Annotated in this window: 12 protein-coding genes; 2 read left to right on the top strand and 10 right to left on the bottom strand. The window is 61.1% G+C overall.

Features of this window, described 5'->3' with window-relative positions; translation table 11 throughout:
• Positions 1-2 precede the first annotated feature (2 nt).
• From DNK89_RS00360 to DNK89_RS00315, 10 genes are all read right to left on the bottom strand, one after another.
• Entirely contained in the window at positions 3-995 is a 993-nt protein-coding gene (locus DNK89_RS00360) for a hypothetical protein (RefSeq protein ID WP_153064226.1), read from the bottom strand.
• Positions 996-1,087: 92 nt separating this feature from the next.
• Positions 1,088-2,854 (bottom strand): ATP-binding protein, encoded by a 1,767-nt coding sequence (locus tag DNK89_RS00355; protein WP_110958455.1) that lies wholly within the window; start codon positions 2,852-2,854, stop codon positions 1,088-1,090.
• The gene (locus DNK89_RS00350; protein ID WP_153064225.1) at positions 2,851-4,545 is read right to left on the bottom strand and encodes a hypothetical protein; all 1,695 of its coding nucleotides are present in this window, start codon (positions 4,543-4,545) and stop codon (positions 2,851-2,853) included. Before DNK89_RS00350 ends, DNK89_RS00355 begins: the two co-directional genes overlap by 4 nt.
• Positions 4,532-9,967: an FtsK/SpoIIIE domain-containing protein gene (locus tag DNK89_RS00345; RefSeq protein ID WP_110958453.1), complete on the bottom strand. Its 5,436-nt coding sequence runs from the start codon at positions 9,965-9,967 to the stop codon at positions 4,532-4,534. Before DNK89_RS00345 ends, DNK89_RS00350 begins: the two co-directional genes overlap by 14 nt.
• On the bottom strand, positions 9,961-11,520 hold the full coding sequence (locus tag DNK89_RS00340) for a hypothetical protein (RefSeq protein ID WP_110958452.1): 1,560 nt from the start codon (positions 11,518-11,520) through the stop codon (positions 9,961-9,963). The genes DNK89_RS00345 and DNK89_RS00340 overlap by 7 nt, the downstream gene beginning before the upstream one ends.
• Positions 11,517-13,421: a hypothetical protein gene (locus DNK89_RS00335; RefSeq protein ID WP_203422167.1), complete on the bottom strand. Its 1,905-nt coding sequence runs from the start codon at positions 13,419-13,421 to the stop codon at positions 11,517-11,519. Before DNK89_RS00335 ends, DNK89_RS00340 begins: the two co-directional genes overlap by 4 nt.
• 202 nt (positions 13,422-13,623) lie before the next feature.
• Positions 13,624-14,244, bottom strand: a complete 621-nt coding sequence (locus DNK89_RS00330; RefSeq protein ID WP_161958918.1) for a bifunctional 2-polyprenyl-6-hydroxyphenol methylase/3-demethylubiquinol 3-O-methyltransferase UbiG — start codon at positions 14,242-14,244, stop codon at positions 13,624-13,626.
• Between the two features lie 24 nt (positions 14,245-14,268).
• Positions 14,269-15,246, bottom strand: coding sequence for a hypothetical protein (locus tag DNK89_RS00325; protein ID WP_110958450.1), 978 nt, complete (start codon positions 15,244-15,246; stop codon positions 14,269-14,271).
• 229 nt (positions 15,247-15,475) lie between these two features.
• A complete protein-coding gene (locus DNK89_RS00320; protein WP_110958449.1) occupies positions 15,476-15,928 on the bottom strand; it encodes a DNA-binding transcriptional regulator in 453 nt (150 codons plus the stop codon).
• Positions 15,929-16,027: 99 nt separating this feature from the next.
• Complete coding sequence (locus DNK89_RS00315) at positions 16,028-16,339, bottom strand: HU family DNA-binding protein (protein ID WP_110958448.1); 312 nt, start codon at positions 16,337-16,339, stop codon at positions 16,028-16,030.
• Between the two features lie 108 nt (positions 16,340-16,447).
• Between DNK89_RS00315 and xseA the strand changes: the two genes are divergently transcribed.
• Both xseA and xseB read left to right on the top strand, forming a co-directional pair.
• Positions 16,448-18,187: an exodeoxyribonuclease VII large subunit gene (xseA, locus tag DNK89_RS00310; protein WP_110958447.1), complete on the top strand. Its 1,740-nt coding sequence runs from the start codon at positions 16,448-16,450 to the stop codon at positions 18,185-18,187.
• 3 nt (positions 18,188-18,190) lie between these two features.
• Positions 18,191-18,523, top strand: coding sequence for an exodeoxyribonuclease VII small subunit (gene xseB, locus DNK89_RS00305; protein WP_110958446.1), 333 nt, complete (start codon positions 18,191-18,193; stop codon positions 18,521-18,523).
• Positions 18,524-18,575: the final 52 nt, after the last annotated feature.

Here is an 18,575-nt window from a genome sequence, read left to right as displayed (position 1 = left end):
GCTCACAACGAGTGCAGGTACTTCTCTACATTTGACACAGAGATGGAGCGAGTTTCGTTGTTCTCCAAGACAGAGAAGTCGTCCCTTTGGATCGCGATGGTGGCTCGTTTGACAGAGCAAACTGATGGCTGCGAAGCGTACTTGACGAACAGTTCAACTTCGTACTCCCCCGTTGGCCATTCGCCGGCCTCGTATCCGGGCAGTTTGACTGGCACAAAGAGAACGTACTGTTGTACCGATGAGTGAGGGGCAATTGCGAAGTCCCCAAAAGGGCGCCCCAGACGACGCCTCATTGCATGCGTCTCTCCAGGCAATTCTGGCAAAACCAGGGCCGGCCTGTAGCGCATTTCTCTGGTCGGTGTCCAGATGCGGAGCAGAAAAAACTCCGCAACTGCAGTAGAAGCACCTCCATTGATCACTGTCAGTGGCAAGACGATTTCAAACGCTCGATCTGCGACCAGCGCCGGGCCGGCAAGGTCGACGACGCTCCACAACACCGCGCAGTTCGCGGATAGACGCTGGCTGACTGCATGAGGATAGGCGGCCGTGATGGCAGTAAGGAGCCATCCGTCGAACACGTCGCGGCCCATGGGCTGGCCATGAATTGCTGACTGCAACATCCTTGCGACGAGTTCGTATACAAGAGACTCGCGCAGCGAAAGCGGAAGCGGTTCAATGCGCTTTGATGACAGGTATCGGTCAACCTTGGTGATTGCCTGGTCCAGCAACGCAAGGGTGTCCATCGATGTAGGCGTGGGCACATCCACACCATCGAAGGGCGCATCGTGCAATACGGCGGCAGCGATTGGCCCGGCCAGTAGAAGCTGGTATCTGTCCGCTGCCTTGGACTCCTTGAGTTCTTTGCACCAAGCGACTACCTCGCCCTTGCTGATCTGGTTCTTCGATGACTTGACTTGTTGGGCGCAGCTGGTGCCGTTGGCGTACCTCCATTGGATGTCCACCTTGTCATTGTCGGAGTCGGGTTCAAGTGTCACGCTAGACCACTCTGCCTCTAACCACAGTGAGTCGAGCAGACAGATGAGCGTTTGAACCGCGAACCCGCGAATAGCCTCTCGCCCTCCCATGCCTAACTTTCGACTTCAAAAAAGTCCATAGCCATGCGACCCCATTGATAGCGGGTGTCTTCGAGCGCAAGTCGCAGCTTTTCGCTTGGCGCCTCATCCTCCATACGCGCCCAAGCTGCAATGAGTGAAAGAACCTCTCTTGCGTACTTGCTATCCGATTCGCCCTCTTCCGCCCGAAGCGCCTCAAAGAGCTTTGCGTGAACTGCATGACGGGTATTCAGCGTGATCAGGATGACACCCCCTGCTGTGGAAATGTCGAAGATATGGAACCCCGGCACATCTGCGTGCCGGAACCGAAACTTGATCCGCTTGCTGACGTAGTCCACGGCCAATGCCTGCGCTTTTGTCTCTTCGACGCCGTCTTGGACGATGCCAGCCGTCAGTGCCGAAGTGCGCTCGCTCTGCGGTGCGTGTTCATCTTTGTCGCTTCTGCCGGTATCGCCGACGCGCTCCCGCCGTCTTGCCACCGACTCCGAAGCCGCCTTTTCAGCCTTGTTCTCCGCGCGTTCCTTTTTTGAGTGGAGACGCTCTCCCTCCCGCATCGTGGCCACAGAGGTACGCATGGCTTTCAGAAGCTTGTCGATCTCACGGGTTATGCGATACATGGCAAGTCGTGGATCCTTATCCAGCTCGAGCCGCTCCTGATAGTCACGAACGCTGAGCCCCTCTTCCACCGCATCTTCCTCAAAGCTGATGCGCGTGAAGCCAGTCGCCGCCTGCTTATTGTTGGTCACTCCAAAGACGTCATCTAAGCCAGGTTCAAACTGGACTTCAATGCCCCACCACCTTTCGCGGGTGTCATAGGAATTTGTGAAGCTTGTGTTCAGTTCGAGCTCGCGCCTCGCTCTCACGACCGAGATGCCCTGGTTTCTTTGAGCATGTTGCCCAATGGCCTTGCCACCGCCCTCAAGTCGCGTTTCCGGCTTGCAGATTGACGCCGTGATGGTTACCGGATGCTCTGCGCCACTGAACGCGACGTTTAGAACTAGTGGCTGGCCAAACGGCACGAACGCCGGTACCTGATTGAACGGTTCAGGCGCATTGGTCCCCGACATCAGATAGAGGGGATCGTTCTGCCGCACGTAGCTCTGGTAGATCGTCCCATTCGTTTTGCTGTCGTATGCAGCAAGACGAATTCGTACCGACTTGTCGTCTAGGAAATGCCGATAGACTCGGCCACTGATGAACTCGGTGTGTCGAAGCAAGGTGGTACTTTGCTTCCAAGAGATTCGGTCAAGCTCACTCCAGACAACTAATGTTCCATGTGGTTGCAGATCGCCGGCAATTAGCGTTGACCATTCGGTTGGAATCTCAGATGCCTCCGGTTCCGGGACGTCAACCAAGTCACCGTCCTGAATCCTTGTCACGTCCAAGTACGCATGATGTGCCTTACCGTCTTGCCAGCTCCAAACGTCGACCCTCTTGCACTGTGAGATGGATGAGTTCGGTAGCCCCATCCCGAACTTGCCAATCCCCTTCTGCTGAGCCTTGTCTAGCCGCGAGCCGTTGCCAAATTGGAGAGCTTTTCTAAGCGCACTTGGGTTCATGCCACAGGCGTTGTCGTAGACGGCGATCCGAGACATCTGACGGCGCCCTTGGGTCAATGCCTCCTCAAGGCAGATGACCTCTACCTCGGTTCGTATGCCAGTCACTTCACCCGCCTGAATTGCGTTGTCAATTAGCTCTGCTAACGCATGTGCGGTATCGCGATAGCCCGAGCTCCGCATTGCGGAGATTGATAGGTTCTGGGGAATGATCGGAAAATTCATTTGGTGTCCTCGCTATCAAGCGTCGACCAGGTGCTCAGCGTCTCGATCCAGCTGGTGTCAGCTTGAGAATCGGCGGCCACGATGAGCTTGAGGGGGGGAAGGGTTGGCTTTCGAGCCTGAACAAGACGACCGATGGTGGCGATCATTGCTGATCGCGACCTGGTCGGTACGGCAATCAGGCAAACCGAAATCTCTGGGATAGAGCTCCCGATGAGCAGGAAGCCGTGTACGCATAGGACCTTTTCGTCTCGGGCGACGAACCGCTGCAATGCAAGACTGCGGCTTGCCAAGGACTCTTCCGCCGTGACCGCCCTTGCCTTTATTCCGTGTACCGGTAGAAGGCCGGCGAACAGCCTAGCCTGCTCGGCAGTGGTGGCATAGAACACAATCTGCCCAAGCCCCTTCGCCTCCTGCTCCAAAATCGATAGAAGGCTCTCATTGCGCTCGATGCTGCCGGCAAGACTCTCGGCATAGCTCGGATCGAATTCAAGCAAGGAGTCGTCCGGCTCTAACCCTGGCGACTTCATCGCATCGTCAAGGCGCGTGGCGCCCGTGAGGTCGACAACTTCGCCGGATATGACTGCATAGTCACCGAGCTTTCGAAGCGTGTTCAAGTCGTCAGCAGACGCAAGCGTGATGCAGGGACCAGGAAACGCCCTCTTGAGCGAAGCCCGTATGGGCCCGCCAGTGATCGCTGCTGCGGGTGTCGAAAGAATGCCGACCAGGCTAAATTGCCCGCCAGCAGCCATCCTATCGATGATCTCCGAACCGATCGGATGAATGCCATTTTCGGCGTCACCTAGGATGGCTACCGAGGTAGTTGCGCCCAGCGCAGCAAGCGCTGGACGAGTTGCCCAACTGCGCTCGAGCCTATCTGGCTCCTCGTCTCTGATGCTTAGGCGATTTATGTCGATGACCGCGATCGATCCTTGGAGTTGATCCAGGTCGCGTGTCGGATGACTGCCGTAAAGCTGAAAGATTGTCGTGTCGCGCGAACCAATCTGGCGCCACACCTCCTGTAGTTCGATGAATGCTTCCTCGCACATCGCTGCGCCCGGCGCAAACCAAACAACGGTCCTTTCGTCCGCCTCTGAACGGTAGAGGTCAAGTGCGGCCGTAGCAACGAGTCGCAGTTTTCCTGATCCATACGGCATATGTACCAGAACGGACACAGGAGGACGGCCTACGGTCCGACGGAGCTCACGAAATGCGTTGAGCTGATGAAGGTGTAGCTTGTGCGAGGCGAGCGCCTTGTGAGAGCCTTCAATTGGGTCCGCAGCTGCCTCCACCTCCGCAGTTTCCACGCCATACCATCGGTCAAGATGCTCGAGGTAGTGGGGCGATCCTTCGAAATCGATTGAACTCAGTGTTCGAAGAGGCGCGAATACAGGCAACTGAAGAAGCGCACACAGCTCTGCGGCCTCTGCCTTCTCCAACTGAGACAGCAAGAGCGCCCTCACGTCCTTGCTTCGCAATGCTCCACGCTCCCCTTGCACGCTCGCGACAAAGTAGGCCAGAGCCATTTGACTCGTGACGTCTGCACCAAGCTTGCCCAGCAGCCCCATCGTTGACGGGCCTAGCAAACCACTGAGTGCTTCCGTGCTGCTCCGGGCAAGGTGAGCGACCAGCCTTGTGACCTTAGCCACCGGCGTGGCTGAACTCGACGCTTCCCGTTGGTCAATCGATGACATTTGCCGGTCCAGCTTTGTTGTCGCTACAGATTGCAGTCACTGCTTCGGTGATCTCATCGTCCGAGAGAAATGGTGCTTGGCCAAACACAAGGCCTTGCTCACCGTTTAGCTTGGCGGCCAAGTGTCCCCTTCCGAGCAGCAGCTCGGCTCCCGGACGATCCAGCGCGATCTTGGACGTGGCCTCGCTGGACACCTTCAAGATCAGGCGGTTGCCAAGGTTCTCCCGAAGCTGCATCGGCATCACGTCCTTGTCAGGGCGCTGCGCTGCAAAGATCAGGTGAATGCCGGCGGCACGGGCCTTCACGCCCAGGCGCTGCACTGCCGCCCCGACGGCGCCCTTGTAGGCGTCGTCGAGCATCCAGTCCGCGAACTCGTCGTGGACAAGGAAGACCATGGGCAGGCGTTCCTCGGCCGAGACCTTGGAGTTGAAGGTCGGCAGATCACGCGCGCGCGCCTTGGCGAACGCGCGATAGCGATCCTCCATTTCCTGAACCAGCGCTTCGAGCACTTCGCCCGCCTTCTCCTTGGTGGTGACGATCTCGTCGCGCATGTGCGGCAAGTCCGCCAAGGGGGCGTAATCGACGCCCATCTTGGGATCGATCAAAATGAGATGCGCCAGATCTTTGGAGTTGGTCGCTGCGATGTCCAGGATCAAAGCCTGTATCAACACCGACTTGCCGCTGCCGGTCGCGCCGGCCACCAGAGAATGCGGCTCGTGGGACGAGAGCCCGCCAAACTCCGCGCCGAGGTTCAGATACAGCAAAGCGCCGTTGATCTCTTGAAGGCCCAAGAGGAATGATGTGTTGATGCCGGCGACGTTGCGGTTGAGCTCGCGGCGGGACCAGAGCTCCCAGAGCGACACGGCTTGACGCTTGGAACCAGCGACCGTCACCACGATTTCGCCCGGCTTGGGCTGGACCGTGACGAGGTTGATCGCGTGCGTAGTCAGAAGCTGCGTGCGCTTGTTTTCGATGTCTTCGACACGCAGCCGGTCAGAGCCGGCCAGGCGCACCAGGCAGCCATTGGGCGTCAGCCGCGTCCCAAGGACCGAGGCTTGCAGCCCGTAGCTGTTGAGTGCGGCCTTGAGCTTTTTGGTGACCTCCTGGGCCCAATCTTCCCGATCGGCATCCGACTGCGCGCCGCCTGCGAACTTGAAGGCGATGAGCTCGGAGAGCGCGGCGCCAAGGTTGGCCGATGGCACGGCCGCGGGCGTGGACCCCTGGGCCGTAGCTGGCGCCGCGGTGGCGGCTTGGGCCGGACTTTGCGCAAGAGCCGCAGGCTCTTGCGCCGGGCTGCCGGCCGGAGCCACCGCGACGGCTTCTTCGGGATCTGGAGCTGATTCGATGACTGCGTCGGCAACGCCGTTGGCAAGCTGTCCCATGGCAGCGAGCCATGGCACCCGAGGAGCGGGCTTCTTGAAGCCGTGCCCATCCCAAGGTTGATGGGCTCCCAGCCCCGAGCGCGCTTCGAGCCCGCCGGATCCCTTGGCATAGGCCTCGACGAGCTTGCGAAGGTCTGGGCGGTCGAAGACCTCTTGCCAGGCATTCACCCCGGCGGACTCCTCCAACAGCTCCTGGTCGGAGGCCGAGGCCGAGCCGGCGTCTGAGGTGTGGACGTAGACATGCGAGTAGCCGCGCAGCGAGATCTCCACATCGCCCTCGCGAAGCTTCGCGCGAGCGCGCTCCATCAGCCCCGTCATGCCCGGCGGGATATCCGCGTCGATGAGCATGTCGGCCAGGCGGGCGAGCCACACGTCGCGGTCCAACCGGCCGGGATCTCCGAAGAGCGCTTCTCGGAACATGCCGAGCGTGGCCAGCAGTTGGTCCTTGGAGTCGCGGCGCGCCTTGGCTAGCCCGTCGGCGGCGACGTATTTGGACTCGACGATCAAGATGACTACCCGGACGCCCTCCTCCCGCTCCTCGACATTGAGGGCCAGGATGTCGGCGATGCGGCTCTCAGGCTGCGAGAGCCAGCTCGCGTAGTCGTCGAGCAGGAAATAGGCGGTCAAGACCTGGCCCCCGCCCGCGGCAGCCCTGAACTCTTCGGCGAGCAGGTGGCGGCTGAGCACCAGGCCGATCATTTCGCCCGCGGACACGCCGCGCTTGGCTGCCCGCAGCACGATATCGCCGGAGATCGAGAGCGCATCGCGCTTGGCCTTTTCGGCGGCGGCTTGGATCTCCGCGGCGTCAAGCTGCAGGTTCAGCTCGTCCAGGCGGCGACGCACCAGCACGCCAAGCAACCGAAGCTCGGAGGTCGAGCTCACGATCATATTACGCCCGTTGGTGGATCCGCGGCGGTAGCGGACTACCGTGATGTCGTTGTGCTGGAGCTGGCGTTTGTCGAGCAGCTCGTCATAGGTGGCGACCCATTCGGCCAGGTCGTGGGCGTCCTTGATCATCCCTGCGAGCGCGGGGCTTTGCAGCGAGATGCGCCGGGCCGGCAGGTAGCGCTCGCCTGGCAACGCGTCGAGCTGGCGGCAGACGGCGGCCACCGCCGACACATAGGCCCAACCGGAGGCCGTCTGCCAGGGGCAGGCCAGGAAGGTGGTGGACTTGAGCTCGTTTTCGCCCGAAACGCTGCGGTAGGACCAGCGCGAGGGGGCGTGCTCGAGGTTCGGCCGATCGTTCGTCCAAGGCACCGAAAGCCACTCGGCTTGGGCCGCGCGCGAGACCACGTCATGCAGGAATGCCACGTCGAAGGCTTTGAAGCCTTGGGCGCTTTCGCCAGGCGTCGCCGAAATCGGCGTCACCGAGATGCGCAGCTTCGAGATGAAGTTGTCGCTTGTCTCGCTGACCACGGGCAGATCCGGGTCATCGCCGGCCTTGTTCACAAGCTCGCCGTAGACGCTGCGAAGCTTCGCCGGATCCGAGTGGCGTACCGATACGCTGCACTGGAGCTTCCCGTCCTCCTGGATGGAGGAGAGCTCGCGCACCGTAGCCAGCGGCAGCTCGGCCGCGTCGGCGTTGTAGAGCACGACGCTGAGGTTCGAGGCCTCGTGAGGCTGCAAACCGACATAGCGCTCCAAGAGCTCTCGAGCCTGTTTGGCCGCCGCCGCCGGATCCACGTCGGTCATGGCGTCCTCGGCGCCACGCGTTGGCGACTCCAGAAGGCTGTAGCCGTTTACCGTACTGCTCTCCGAGACCAGTGTCGGCGCGCCGGCCCGGTTGAGCACGGCGATCTCCGGATAGAACGGGTGGGCGATCTCGTCGGAGAGCTCGCGCATGAAGATCTCGCGGTCGCCGTAAAGGATGCTGCCGCTCGAGAGCAAGTGGGTGGCAAATCCCGCCACGCGCCGGGACTTCACGGCCAGCGCTTTCATACGCTCGGGATGCCACGGCGGGATGATTAGAGCGGGGTTGTCGCCGGCCACGCGGGCCGTGCCGACCGACAAGATCTCCGAGACCAAACGCGAGCGGCAAACGTCGCCGCGGGCCTGCGACATGAGAGTCGACATCAGAGAGCCGAAGGACTCGGCCTGGCGCATGACGGCCTCGCCGTGAAGGCCAATGGCGACGAAGTCCTCCATCGCATTGATGTAGTCCTCTTCGAACTTATCCCAGGACGCCTTGACCTCGTCGCGCTGCGACGGGGTCAGGTAACCGCCCTCGGCCAGATCCTTGATCCGGGACTTGATGTCGGCCCGCAGGCTTCGGAGCTTGTTAGCGGCGGGCACGAGCGAGCCGGCGTCAGTGGAATAAGTGGCCTCCAACGTGCCGGTGTCCAGAAGCGAGACGTTTTGCACCCCGCCCTTCTTGCTCACCAAGCGGCGCGGGACTTCCGTGCAACCGACCGCGCCCTTCTCCAACAGGCGGCGCATGTCGGCGACCATCGACAGGCCAATGGACGTAGGCTTGTAGCTCCACAGAAGCTGGGTCTTCGCCAGCACAGTCTCCTTGTCCTTGGCGACCTGGACCAGGGCCACATCGAACTTGATCTGCAAGGCTACGCGCGAGAGCGACGAACTCGGGCGGACCTTGTTCTTCTTGTCGTAGCGAAGCTCCTTCTCCTTCGCGAAGAAAGCCTCGTAGTCGAAAAGCGGGTCGGGAAGGCTCGCGTTGCCTAGGCGCTCCACCTTCCATTCAGCCTTGGAGCCCATGAGCTCCTTCAAACCGCGGTACATCGCCGAGAAGTAGCTACCGGCGTCGTAGTTGAAGCGCTCGCGCCACTCCTTGCGGCCCTTCGCCACAGTGAAGCGCAGGATCCGATCGCCTTCGGCGTCACGCAGGCCCGCATGCAGGCTATTGACCACGCGGGCGAAGCCATCGAAGAAATCGTTGCACTCGATGGGCTTGCCGTAGAGGGCCTTCTCCCAACGGGCGCAGAGCTTCGCGTCTTGCTCGAGCAGCCGTCGGTGTTTGACGAAGAACTCCTCGTCATCCTCGGTGAAGTCGGAGCGGCGCTCGCGCGACTTCAAGTCCTCCAAGAGCTTGCGGCCCTCGGGGTCGAGCGAGTTCTCTTGGTCGCAGTCGTGATCGAAGAAGCGGACGGTGGCGTCGGCCAAACCAAGCTGCTTCTCCTTGGGCTTGTCAAAGGCCAAGTAAACACCATCGGCCTCCCACTCGAACTGGGCCAGTGCGAGCGCCGCCTCTTGGTCCCCGGCGGGAGCCGCGGCGAAGGCGTCAAGCGCCAGGCGTGCGGCTTCGGCGATTTCGGCTGCGTTGGCGGATATGCGCTCGTTCAACTCCTCAGGATCCAGCGGTTGGCCGTTCTGGCGGAGCTTTTTGAGCAGCGGCGCGCGCTGGGTGTAGAGCTTAGCGAAGGCCCGCTGCCAAGGCTTTTGAAGCGCCCCGAAGCTCTTCGAGTTGGCGAAGAGTGCGCTGTCGCGGGGCAGACCCGCACGCGGCAGGGCAAATCCAATGGCGTCGCGGATGGGCAGGCCCCGAGTAGACATGGCCTCGACGATTTCTGAGCAAAACTCACCAAGCTGGACGAGGGAGAGCTCGGAAGAACCAAGCAGGCCGCCCAGGGCTGCATGGAACACTAGGCGGTCGTCCGGCACAGGCGAGAGCCCGCCGGCATGTAACGCGGAATCAACCCAGGGCTCTGGATCGGCGCGCATCTCCTTGGCGCCGATGGCCATGACGTGGCCGAGCGTGTCGGCCAGGTTGTGCTCGTTGCCGTTGGCCGTGAGGATTGCTGCCTTGGCGGTCGTCGCGTTGTTGCGGACGTAGCCGGCGTTGTGGGAGATCAGAATCTCGGGTGGCAGTCCCTGGCCATCGACCAGGGCCTCCGGGATCATGAGATCCACACGGCCGAGCATGTCGGGATTGGCGATGATCGCCCGCGCCACCGCCGCGATCTGATTCGACGAGAGCTTGTCGAGCCGGAAGAGCGCGGCGGAATCCCCTGGCTGCCCAGAGATGGAAATGCGCTTGGCCAGGATGTCCGCGCCGACGCGCCCGATGATGCGGTCGGTCAGCATGCAGCCTCTCCCTTGAACGCGAACGGGTTTTCAACAAACGAGCAGGAGTCGGAAAGCCTGCGGACCAGGCCCAACCCAACGAGCCGGGTTTCGAGGTTATCCCGGTTCTCGCTCAGTTCACCTTGGTCGACAAGCTTAGCGTCGATCAGGCGCGCCCCCTCGACGTCGCCCAGTATCAAACCGTAGCGCTTCCTGGCCTCAGCCAAAAACTCGTCGAACTGCATCCGGTCGTCGACGATAGCTACCACAATGGACTTCAGGAGCCGGTCATTAGGGGCGTAGCGGGTGCGCCGCGAAAGGCGGCGGGAGCTCAGCCCGATCGCCCGCGACCACGACGCATGGATCTTGCCTACGTGCTGAGCATGCCGCGCGAGTGCCAACTCGGTGAGCTTCCCTATCAACGCTTCGGGGCTCTCGCCCGAATAGTCCTCGTCGTCTCCTCCGTCTGGAGAGGGCCACTGGAAGCGCTCACGCATAAGCCTCACACGCTCTACCTCAGGAAACTCGCCAGAGGCGGCCTTGGCCCAGCCGGCCTCCATACGAATCGATTCAACATGGGCCCTAACCGCTTTCGCTGGCAGACCTTGGTTGAGCTGGTAGCTATCGCCGGAAAGTGCGCGGACTTTCGTGCGCTCCTTGGAGACGATTTCGCAGACGATCTCCACCGGATCGTCGTCGCCAGCCACGCGCTTGGCCCGCTCAAGAAAGTAGAGCAGCATGTTTAGGCCGGTGATGGCGATCAGATGTTCCAACGCGTCGTAAATCGGCATGTCCTTGGCCAGGACCGAAAGCCAGTCTTCGCAGATTCGGTCAAAGCGCGGGTTGGTGGCCTCAGGCAGATAGCCCGACTGCCGGGAATCGTCGGATCGCTGCGGCGTGCCTTGCATCGCACGGGCGAGTCGATTCATCGGCGCCTCGGGGTCGAAGAGTCGTGTGGCCAGCAGGTCGCCGAGTTCAGCGCCTCGTTTGGCCCGGGTAAGCATCATGTAGAGGAGCTCGCCGGTGCGGGCAAAGAAGCGCCGGTCGTTGCTCATCTTCCCCTTGGAATCGATCTCCAAGTCCTCGTAGAGGGCGTCGGGTCCGAAGGGGAAGACGAACTTAGAGCTCCAGCGCTTGTTGCTGCGCGACTCGAAGGATGACGATCTCAACAGCTCAACAGCCTTCCCGAAGTCATCGAAGGTTGCGAACGAATGGCGCAGGTAAGCCATGTCATCCACGCCGTCGCCGTTGCCGGTCGAGCCTTGAGCGAAGCGCTCAAACCACTGCCGCCACTTCTCCTCGTCGGGTTGCGCGCTCTCCGAGATGGACTCAACGTAGGGATTGTTGAACAGCAAACCACGAAGGCGGATCTGGCGCTGCGGCTGGAACTTGAAAGCGCCGCCAAGGCCCTCATGCGGGCGCAGCGGTTTGTCAATGTTCGAACCCAGCGCACCGAGGAACTCAAGCACCGTCAAATGTGGGAGCTGTTCGTCATAGAGCCGGTGCCCCCATATGTTCTCGTCTACAGTGAAGTCGACGCTCTTGATTTCGGGACGTTTAAAAATTTCGCTCATGCCGGGGCCCTCACGGTCACGGGGCGAGCGAAGCCGCGGCCTCCCGGCTCAATGTCGATGAAATTGAGCGTCAGTGCTGAGGCTTCTCCGCCGAGCTCATCGTCATCGCCGGCAAAGCCCGCCTTGCGCACAATCTCTGCTTTGCGCAGCAGTTTCGCCTTGAAGGCCAAGAGGTCTTCAAGGCACTCGTTGGAAAAGCTCGCCGGCAACGCGCCTTCGGCGACGCGTGAAAGGAACTCATACCGGATGGGCGTCAGATCGAACGAAACCGAGTTGCCGGGGCCGGGCGAGAGCGATACATCGAGCTGCGGGCGACCTGTCACCTCCTCGAGCTTGATGGCCATGCCTACGCCGCCCTGCCTGCGTGAAGGCGTCTCGTGGTCGCAGAGCACACTCACTCGGCTTTGCGTGAAACCTCCAGAGCTCGCAATAAAGATGCGGTCGACGTTCTCCAAGAGCAGGCCTGTCATGACCCTGTTTAGGCCGCGAACGATGCGCCCGCGCGTTGCGTCACTCACGGGCTTCTTGGATTTGAGTGATTCGATGATGTCCAAGTAGTCGCCTGCAAAGCGGAAGGCCGTCATCGACCAGCGGGGATACCCTGGCTCGGCCTCGGGCAGCGAGAAGTAGAGCCGGCGACGTTGATCCTCCAACATCTCCAAGAACTCGGTGGCACCGTCTTCCAGGCGCACGCTTTCATTGCCTTCAAGATAAGCGTCCTGGGCTGCGCGGAAATCCGCCGTCGCGCCGTAGATGGGGTCGACCGCCACCAAACGCTTGAAATCGGCCTGCAACCGCGAATCGTCTTTGCCATACACCAACAGACCATCGGCCGCATTTGTCGTCTCTTCGCCTACGCCGAAGCTCGCCATAGCCTTGAAGACCGGACGGTCAGAGGCCCTTCGCTTTGGCAGATTAGCTCCAAAAGCGTTGGCATAGATACTGGCCTTGCTGATATGCCCGCCCTCCTGGATCTTGGGAACGTCCGCGCAGGTCATCAGGTTTTCCTTCGCCGCCTTCGCATCAGAGTGGCCGAGGACCATGTTTGAGCACAGGGCTAGCAGGTCGCGCACCGGAAGATGAAGCCCATTGAGGCGTGCAATTTCGACCAAATCGCCTAAACGGTGTGCGAGCTGCCCGCCATCGGTTTCGCCGAGAAGTCTGCGGCGATTCTCGTCAATAGGGCAGACTTTGCCGCCCGAGCTGAAAGCGCATCGTCGGCAGTTGTCCCACTCAGAATGCCCGGCCACGGCGCGCGCCACTTCCTCGAGCGTCTTACGGCTGGTCGTTCGGCTGAGATCAAAGACAGCCAACCGCTCTGGCGCCGGTCCTGCCTGAAGGAATCGCTCTTGTAAGGGCTTGCGAAGCGGGTGAATACGGTTCTGCCGCTTGCCGAGATCGCGCAAGCGATCGAGAAGCTGGCCATGGTTAGCGGCCAATATCACAACTTCTGAATCATCGCCACCGAGCACCGACCTTTCAAGTCGCTGAAGCGGCAAGTCGCTCTCCTCACCATTGAACTCGGAAAGGTCTTTGACAAAAACCGCCAATCGACCATCGATCAATCGCAGTTCCTTCACGTTCCCCTTGTCCGCCCACTCTTTGGGGTCACCTCCGATGCGCGTCCACAAAGCTCGACAGTGGTAGGTCTTGCCATCACCAGCAGTGCCGGCGATCAGCATCGAGCCCGGAACCTTCGACTCGACATGACTAACCATCGTGTCCAACAACGGGGTCGACAGGCGAATAGGCGCCACTTTTGCTCGCCCTAGCGCGTTAGCCACATACTCATCGAACATCGTAAGGTTGTTCGGCGTCGGACCATAGCTCCGCAGAAACTTGACCCAAGCACTTGCTGGCGGCATCCCAAGCGCACCATCGCCTTGTTGCGGCGTGTTCATTCCATTGCTCCTCTGTCGAACGGTATAGTCCGTGCTGACCTCGCAATATGCAGTAAGCCATGAGCCTGGGACCAAGCCGCCCAGGTGCTACAGAGCGTAACACCAACGACGGTCTTCGCCTCGGCTAAGCTGGGTTGAAATCCGGTGAGTGAAAAGGCTCAAATGGCTTCGAATTGCATGGGTGGGACGTAGCACCCCGCGATCACTCGCTTCGTACACTTGGTTGTGCTCTGGCTAGGACGTTGATCCACTGCGGGCCTTTACGATCGCGAAGAACATCCTGGGACGTCCAACTCCGCACTGTTGTGAAGCCACCCGCCGCCACTGCCTCTAAAAATTCGCTGGAGGTGTACAAAGCAAAAAATCTACCGTCACGGTCGATCTGCTCTCCACTACCTTCCTGTACAGAGGCAAACAGCACACCGAGCGGCACTAACGCCTTGTGCAGACGAGCAAGCGAACCAATGAGAGTCTGCTTGGGCAAGTGAAGTAGTGAAGCACACGCCCAGATGCCTTCATACACCTCTGTCTCGTCAAGTTCTTCGATCCGTTTTACGTCGCAAGGAGCCGAAGAGTATTCATGTGCTAACCGTGCGAGCGATGGCGACGCATCAATTCCGCGGCAGCGATATCCGCGCAGCACGAACTCGCGAAGATCTCTCCCCGATCCTGCACCGGCGTCGAGAATCCGGCTTCCCGGAGGCAACAGGTCCAAAAAAGAGTCGTACAGAGGTGACATGTCCACCCCCACTGTGCGCTGAAAATACTCAGACGCATGCCTCTCGTAGTAGCGATCTGTTCCGTGGCGATTCTGCAAGCTCATACCCATTTTGCTGAGCCACCAATACTATTCATAACCCGCTTTTGCACGCCACGCATTCAATTCTTCAACCAATTTCTTATATCCGTCGTCAACTAAGCCTTGGATTTCTTTGGGAAATACGGCGGCCCTTTCCACCGACATCGCACTGGTACTTGCTCGATTTCGATCATCCCCGTCCTTCCGAGGCTGTGCATGGGCAAGCAGCTGCTTGAGTACGCGATAGTGCGCTAGATAGCGCCCAAACACAGGCATCAGGTCTTGGTCTTCTCGCGCCAAGCCCGCTTTGCCCTCAATGACCTCGACAATTCGGCCTCCAATTGCAACCAGCTCGTCAAAGTAATCTTCGATACCGTATTCCAAGCCGTACACACTCGACAAATGCAACACGGTGCGAAACGGCTCCCATTCACCATCCTTCAGCGCAATCTCGAAAACCTTGCCGTCAAAATCGTCAGTAGGAACACCCTGTCTGAGTCGAAATCGATCCGGAGCCGCACCAACTAGAACCTCATTCATCAAACGATAGAGCGCAATCGACTGCCGTAGTAGCGCATGGAGGGGGCCATAGAGTTCCGAAAGCTGCTTCAGGCGCCATTGCACAAAGTTATTCCCAATCTCCAGCTTTGCTCTAGCCTCAGCGAGTTCGCGCGCATGGTCTGCCGAGCGCTGTGCTTGTTCCGATTGAGATCTGAGTGCCCGAGACTGAGTACGCCACGTCACGAAGCCGCCGGTCAAAGCGCCTATCAGCGCACCGACTACGGCGAGATATGCAGGAACGTAGTCTGGTGGCTTGGACTTGATTGCCTCTACTGATGTGGCTATGGCCTTGAGGTCCGACAGAATTTGCTGATCTACCGCGGCTCCAGCAACTCGTTGATTTGAAGCGACTGTGGTGCCTTGCACGCTTACTGGCGGGGAAACGATGACCGCATTCTTCGCGGCGGCGAGGGCGCAAAGTGGATGTAGAGAGAGCAGCAGCACGAGCAACCATTTCAGTTTCATTTCAATTTCACTCCTGCCGCTAGGCTCGACTAAACTCATTCTTCGACTGCCTCCTCGCCTACAAAGCGATATAGCTCTCTTGCGATGGTTGACACCTACAAAGAATAGTCTTGGAGCATATCAGTGCGACTTTCGCTACCCGCCGGCTCGATAGGCGAGGTGACTAGGGGCAGTCCACACACCGGCGGTTTCCGTCGGTGCAGTCCACGAGCTCATTGCTCCCAGAACTTTAAACCTGCAGCTTGCGCACCGCCTCCCGCTTTCCCATCTTCAACACCACCTGGATGCGCTCAAGCTGTGCCGCCCGCGGCATCGCCTTCCCGCCCTCCCATCGGGCCACGGAGAGCGCCGAGGCCTCCAACAGCGACGCCATGGCCTGCTGCGAGAGACCCAACTGTTCCCGCTTAGCCGCCAGCGCCTCGGCCTTGAACTGAAAGCGACGTCCCTGGCGTGCCGGGACTTCGGCGTCCTGGGTCTGTGCCTTGCCCGGAGCCGCCTGACGCGCTGCCGCCTTGTGTATCCCTTTCACCTGTGACACTAGGTCCCTCACATCCCGCTTGAGCGCTGCGATCTCGGAGCGTTGCGCCGTGACGGTTTTGCGCAGGCTGCCCAGTTCGCCCTTGATCTCCTTGCGCGCCATGCGCAGAACTTCGGCACGGAATGCGTCGGAGAAAGCTGTCATCGTGGAACCCAGTGTGTGGAAGGTGTGGAGCTTAGCGGCCCCAACAAAAAACCGCCCGGGGCCAAGGCGCGCGGGCGGCTTGTGGATCGGTCTGGCGACTTACTTGCCGGCCTTCTCAGCCTTGCGCTTGGCAGCCTTGGGGTCCACCACGGCCTTGAACTTCGCACCGGCCACGAACTTTGGCACGGTGGCTGCGGGGATCTTGATGGCAGCACCTGTGGAAGGATTCTTGCCGGTGCGCGCAGCGCGCTTGGCTGACTTGAAGGTGCCGAAGCCGACCAGTTGCACCGCATCGCCCTTCTTCACGGCGGTCTGGATGGTCTCGATCAGCGTGTCCAGCACGGCGTTGGCGGTCGTCTTGGAGAGGTCGTTCTTTGCGGCGAGGGTTGCCACGAGGTCTGCGCGGTTCATGGTGTGAATGTTTGTGAGAGGTGGTGAACCCTGATTTATAGCCCATGTGCCCTGTGGCCCCGGTACCTTGGTCCACAATGGCGCTGCCTCGCAGCCCCTTAATTTCCCATGTCCCGGCAATACCTGAACGTTCCCTTCGCGCAGAAAGACGCCGCCAAGTCGCTGGGCGCGCGCTTCGATGGTGCGGTCAAACGCTGGTATGTCGATGAGGGGCGGGATCTGGCGGTGTTCACCCAATGGCTGCCGACGCCCGTAGAGGCGCCCCCCTCGCTCTCACCTGCGTCCACAGATCTGGCCCTGCCCTTGTCTGAAGAGGCACTCGCCCTCCCACGCGCCAAAGGTATTCCGCTCTCGCGTCTGCTCAATGGCGTGGCCAGCGCCGTGGCCCAGGCGTTTTCCAAAGGGGTGTGGACCTTGGTAGAGGTGGTCGAGGCGCGGGTGCGCGGTCATGTCTATCTAGAGCTGTCCGAGCGCGATGGCAGCGGTCAGCCCGTTGCTAAGGCCCGGGCCATGATCTGGAGCGCGACCGCCGCGCGCATCCTGCCGGAATTCGAGAAGGCCACAGGCGCGGTCATCGGTGCGGGCATCAAGTTACTGGTGCTGGCCCGGCCTGTGTTCCATGCTCAGTTTGGTTTCAGTCTGGAGATCGAGGCCATCGATCCCGAGTACACGCTCGGGGACCTGGAGGCGCGCAAGCGCGAGATCCGGGAGCGGCTGCAGCGCGAGGGCGTGTTCGAGCACAACCGGCGCCTGGAGCCGCCCTGGGACTACCGCTGCGTGCTCGTGGTGGCGCCCGAGGATGCTGCGGGGCTGGGGGATTTCCGGAAGGAGTCGGAGCGGCTGGAACGCTTTGGGGTCTGCCGCTTCGTCTATGCCCACAGCCGGTTCCAGGGGGAAGGCGCAGCGCGGGAGATCGTCTCCGCGATGGTGCGGGCCCTGGAAGAGTTGCCGAAGGGGGCGCCGCCCGACGCGATCGCGCTGATCCGCGGCGGCGGCGCAGTCAACGATCTGGCATGGCTCAACGACTATGACCTGGCACGCTTCATCTGTGACCAGGATATTCCCGTGCTCACCGGCATTGGCCATGAGCGCGACAACACGCTGCCGGACGAGGTGGCTCACCAGCGCTTCGATACGCCCAGCAAGGTGATCGCGGGCATCGAGCACCAGATTCTGCAGCGCACGCGCGAGGCCCGCATGGCGGCCGAGGCCGTTTTCACGGCGGCAGGCCGCCTCACCCAGCGCGTGCGAGCAGAGGTCGACCGCAGCGAGGCGCAGGTGCGCACCGATGCCCAGATCCATCTTTCCCGGGCGCGGCATGGCAGCACCCAGGCCATGGGCCAAGTGGAGGTGGCATCCATGCGGCAAGTGCACGAGGCTGCGGCGCGCAGCCTGGCGCGGTGGAACGAGGCCCAGGGTGCGGCCCGGTGGCACTTGGCGGCGGCCCGACAGCAGGTGCCAGCCCTACTGCACGATGTGCACGCCCGAGCCCAGGCCGGTGTGGCCGAGGCGCGTGGCGGATCGGATCTCGCGCTCCACGCCGTGGTGGACCGCGGCCGCGCCGCGACCCGAGCGGCCAGCCAGGCCACCGAGGACCGGCTGCAGCGCGTGGCGGAGCGCGCCCAAGGGAGCCTTCAGGCCGCCCGGAGCCAGGCCGAGGCGCTCATGCGCGAGGTCACCGGCCAGGGGCCGGAGAAGACCCTGGCCCGCGGATTTGCGATCGTGCGCACGCCCGAAGGGAAACCCGTGACAGACCAGGGTCAGGCACGCGCCCTCCCCGCCCTTGAGATCCAGTTCCGCGACGGGGTGGTTCCCACCCGTCCGGACGACAGAAACCGGAAGGAATGAGTGATGGAAAGTTTTCGTGAAGCCTATGGCGTGCTGCAGCGGCATGCCCAAACGCTGCGCAACCAGGACGAGCCCAACATCGATGATCTGCTGACCATCGTCACCGAGTCGGTGAATGCGTACAAGGTCTGCAAGCAGCGCATCGATGCGGTGGAGGCAGCGCTGAAGACGGCGCTGGATGGAGCGGGCGTGGATGAAGCGCCGGAGCCTGCACCGGCACCACTACCGGCAGCCAAGGCGCGGGCCAGTGCGCGCACTGCGCCTGCCCCGGCGACGCCGCCCGCACAGCCTGCGGCCCCGGGCTTCGAGGACATGGATGACGATATTCCGTTCTGAGCGCCGGGAAGCCGCAGTACGAGCAAGCTCGGGAAGTTCTTTGCCGGGCTTA

It is taken from the genome of Acidovorax sp. ST3, assembly GCF_003231145.1.
Classification (GTDB): Bacteria; Pseudomonadota; Gammaproteobacteria; order Burkholderiales; family Burkholderiaceae_C; genus Acidovorax.
The sequence above is the reverse complement of the archived record's forward strand: the minus strand, read 5'-3'. Positions and strand labels throughout refer to the sequence as shown.

What these genes read in the sequence shown, in the direction of transcription:
- DNK89_RS00355 (WP_110958455.1), bottom strand. Translation starts at nt 2,854, where the DNA reads ATGAATTTTCCGATCATTCCCCAGAACCTATCAATCTCCGCAATGCGG.
- DNK89_RS00320 (WP_110958449.1), bottom strand. Translation starts at nt 15,928, where the DNA reads ATGACAGCTTTCTCCGACGCATTCCGTGCCGAAGTTCTGCGCATGGCG.
- DNK89_RS00325 (WP_110958450.1), bottom strand. Translation starts at nt 15,246, where the DNA reads ATGAAACTGAAATGGTTGCTCGTGCTGCTGCTCTCTCTACATCCACTT.
- DNK89_RS00350 (WP_153064225.1), bottom strand. Translation starts at nt 4,545, where the DNA reads ATGTCATCGATTGACCAACGGGAAGCGTCGAGTTCAGCCACGCCGGTG.
- xseB (WP_110958446.1), top strand. Translation starts at nt 18,191, where the DNA reads ATGGAAAGTTTTCGTGAAGCCTATGGCGTGCTGCAGCGGCATGCCCAA.
- DNK89_RS00315 (WP_110958448.1), bottom strand. Translation starts at nt 16,339, where the DNA reads ATGAACCGCGCAGACCTCGTGGCAACCCTCGCCGCAAAGAACGACCTC.
- DNK89_RS00340 (WP_110958452.1), bottom strand. Translation starts at nt 11,520, where the DNA reads ATGAGCGAAATTTTTAAACGTCCCGAAATCAAGAGCGTCGACTTCACT.
- DNK89_RS00345 (WP_110958453.1), bottom strand. Translation starts at nt 9,967, where the DNA reads ATGCTGACCGACCGCATCATCGGGCGCGTCGGCGCGGACATCCTGGCC.
- DNK89_RS00335 (WP_203422167.1), bottom strand. Translation starts at nt 13,421, where the DNA reads ATGAACACGCCGCAACAAGGCGATGGTGCGCTTGGGATGCCGCCAGCA.
- xseA (WP_110958447.1), top strand. Translation starts at nt 16,448, where the DNA reads ATGTCCCGGCAATACCTGAACGTTCCCTTCGCGCAGAAAGACGCCGCC.
- DNK89_RS00330 (WP_161958918.1), bottom strand. Translation starts at nt 14,244, where the DNA reads ATGAGCTTGCAGAATCGCCACGGAACAGATCGCTACTACGAGAGGCAT.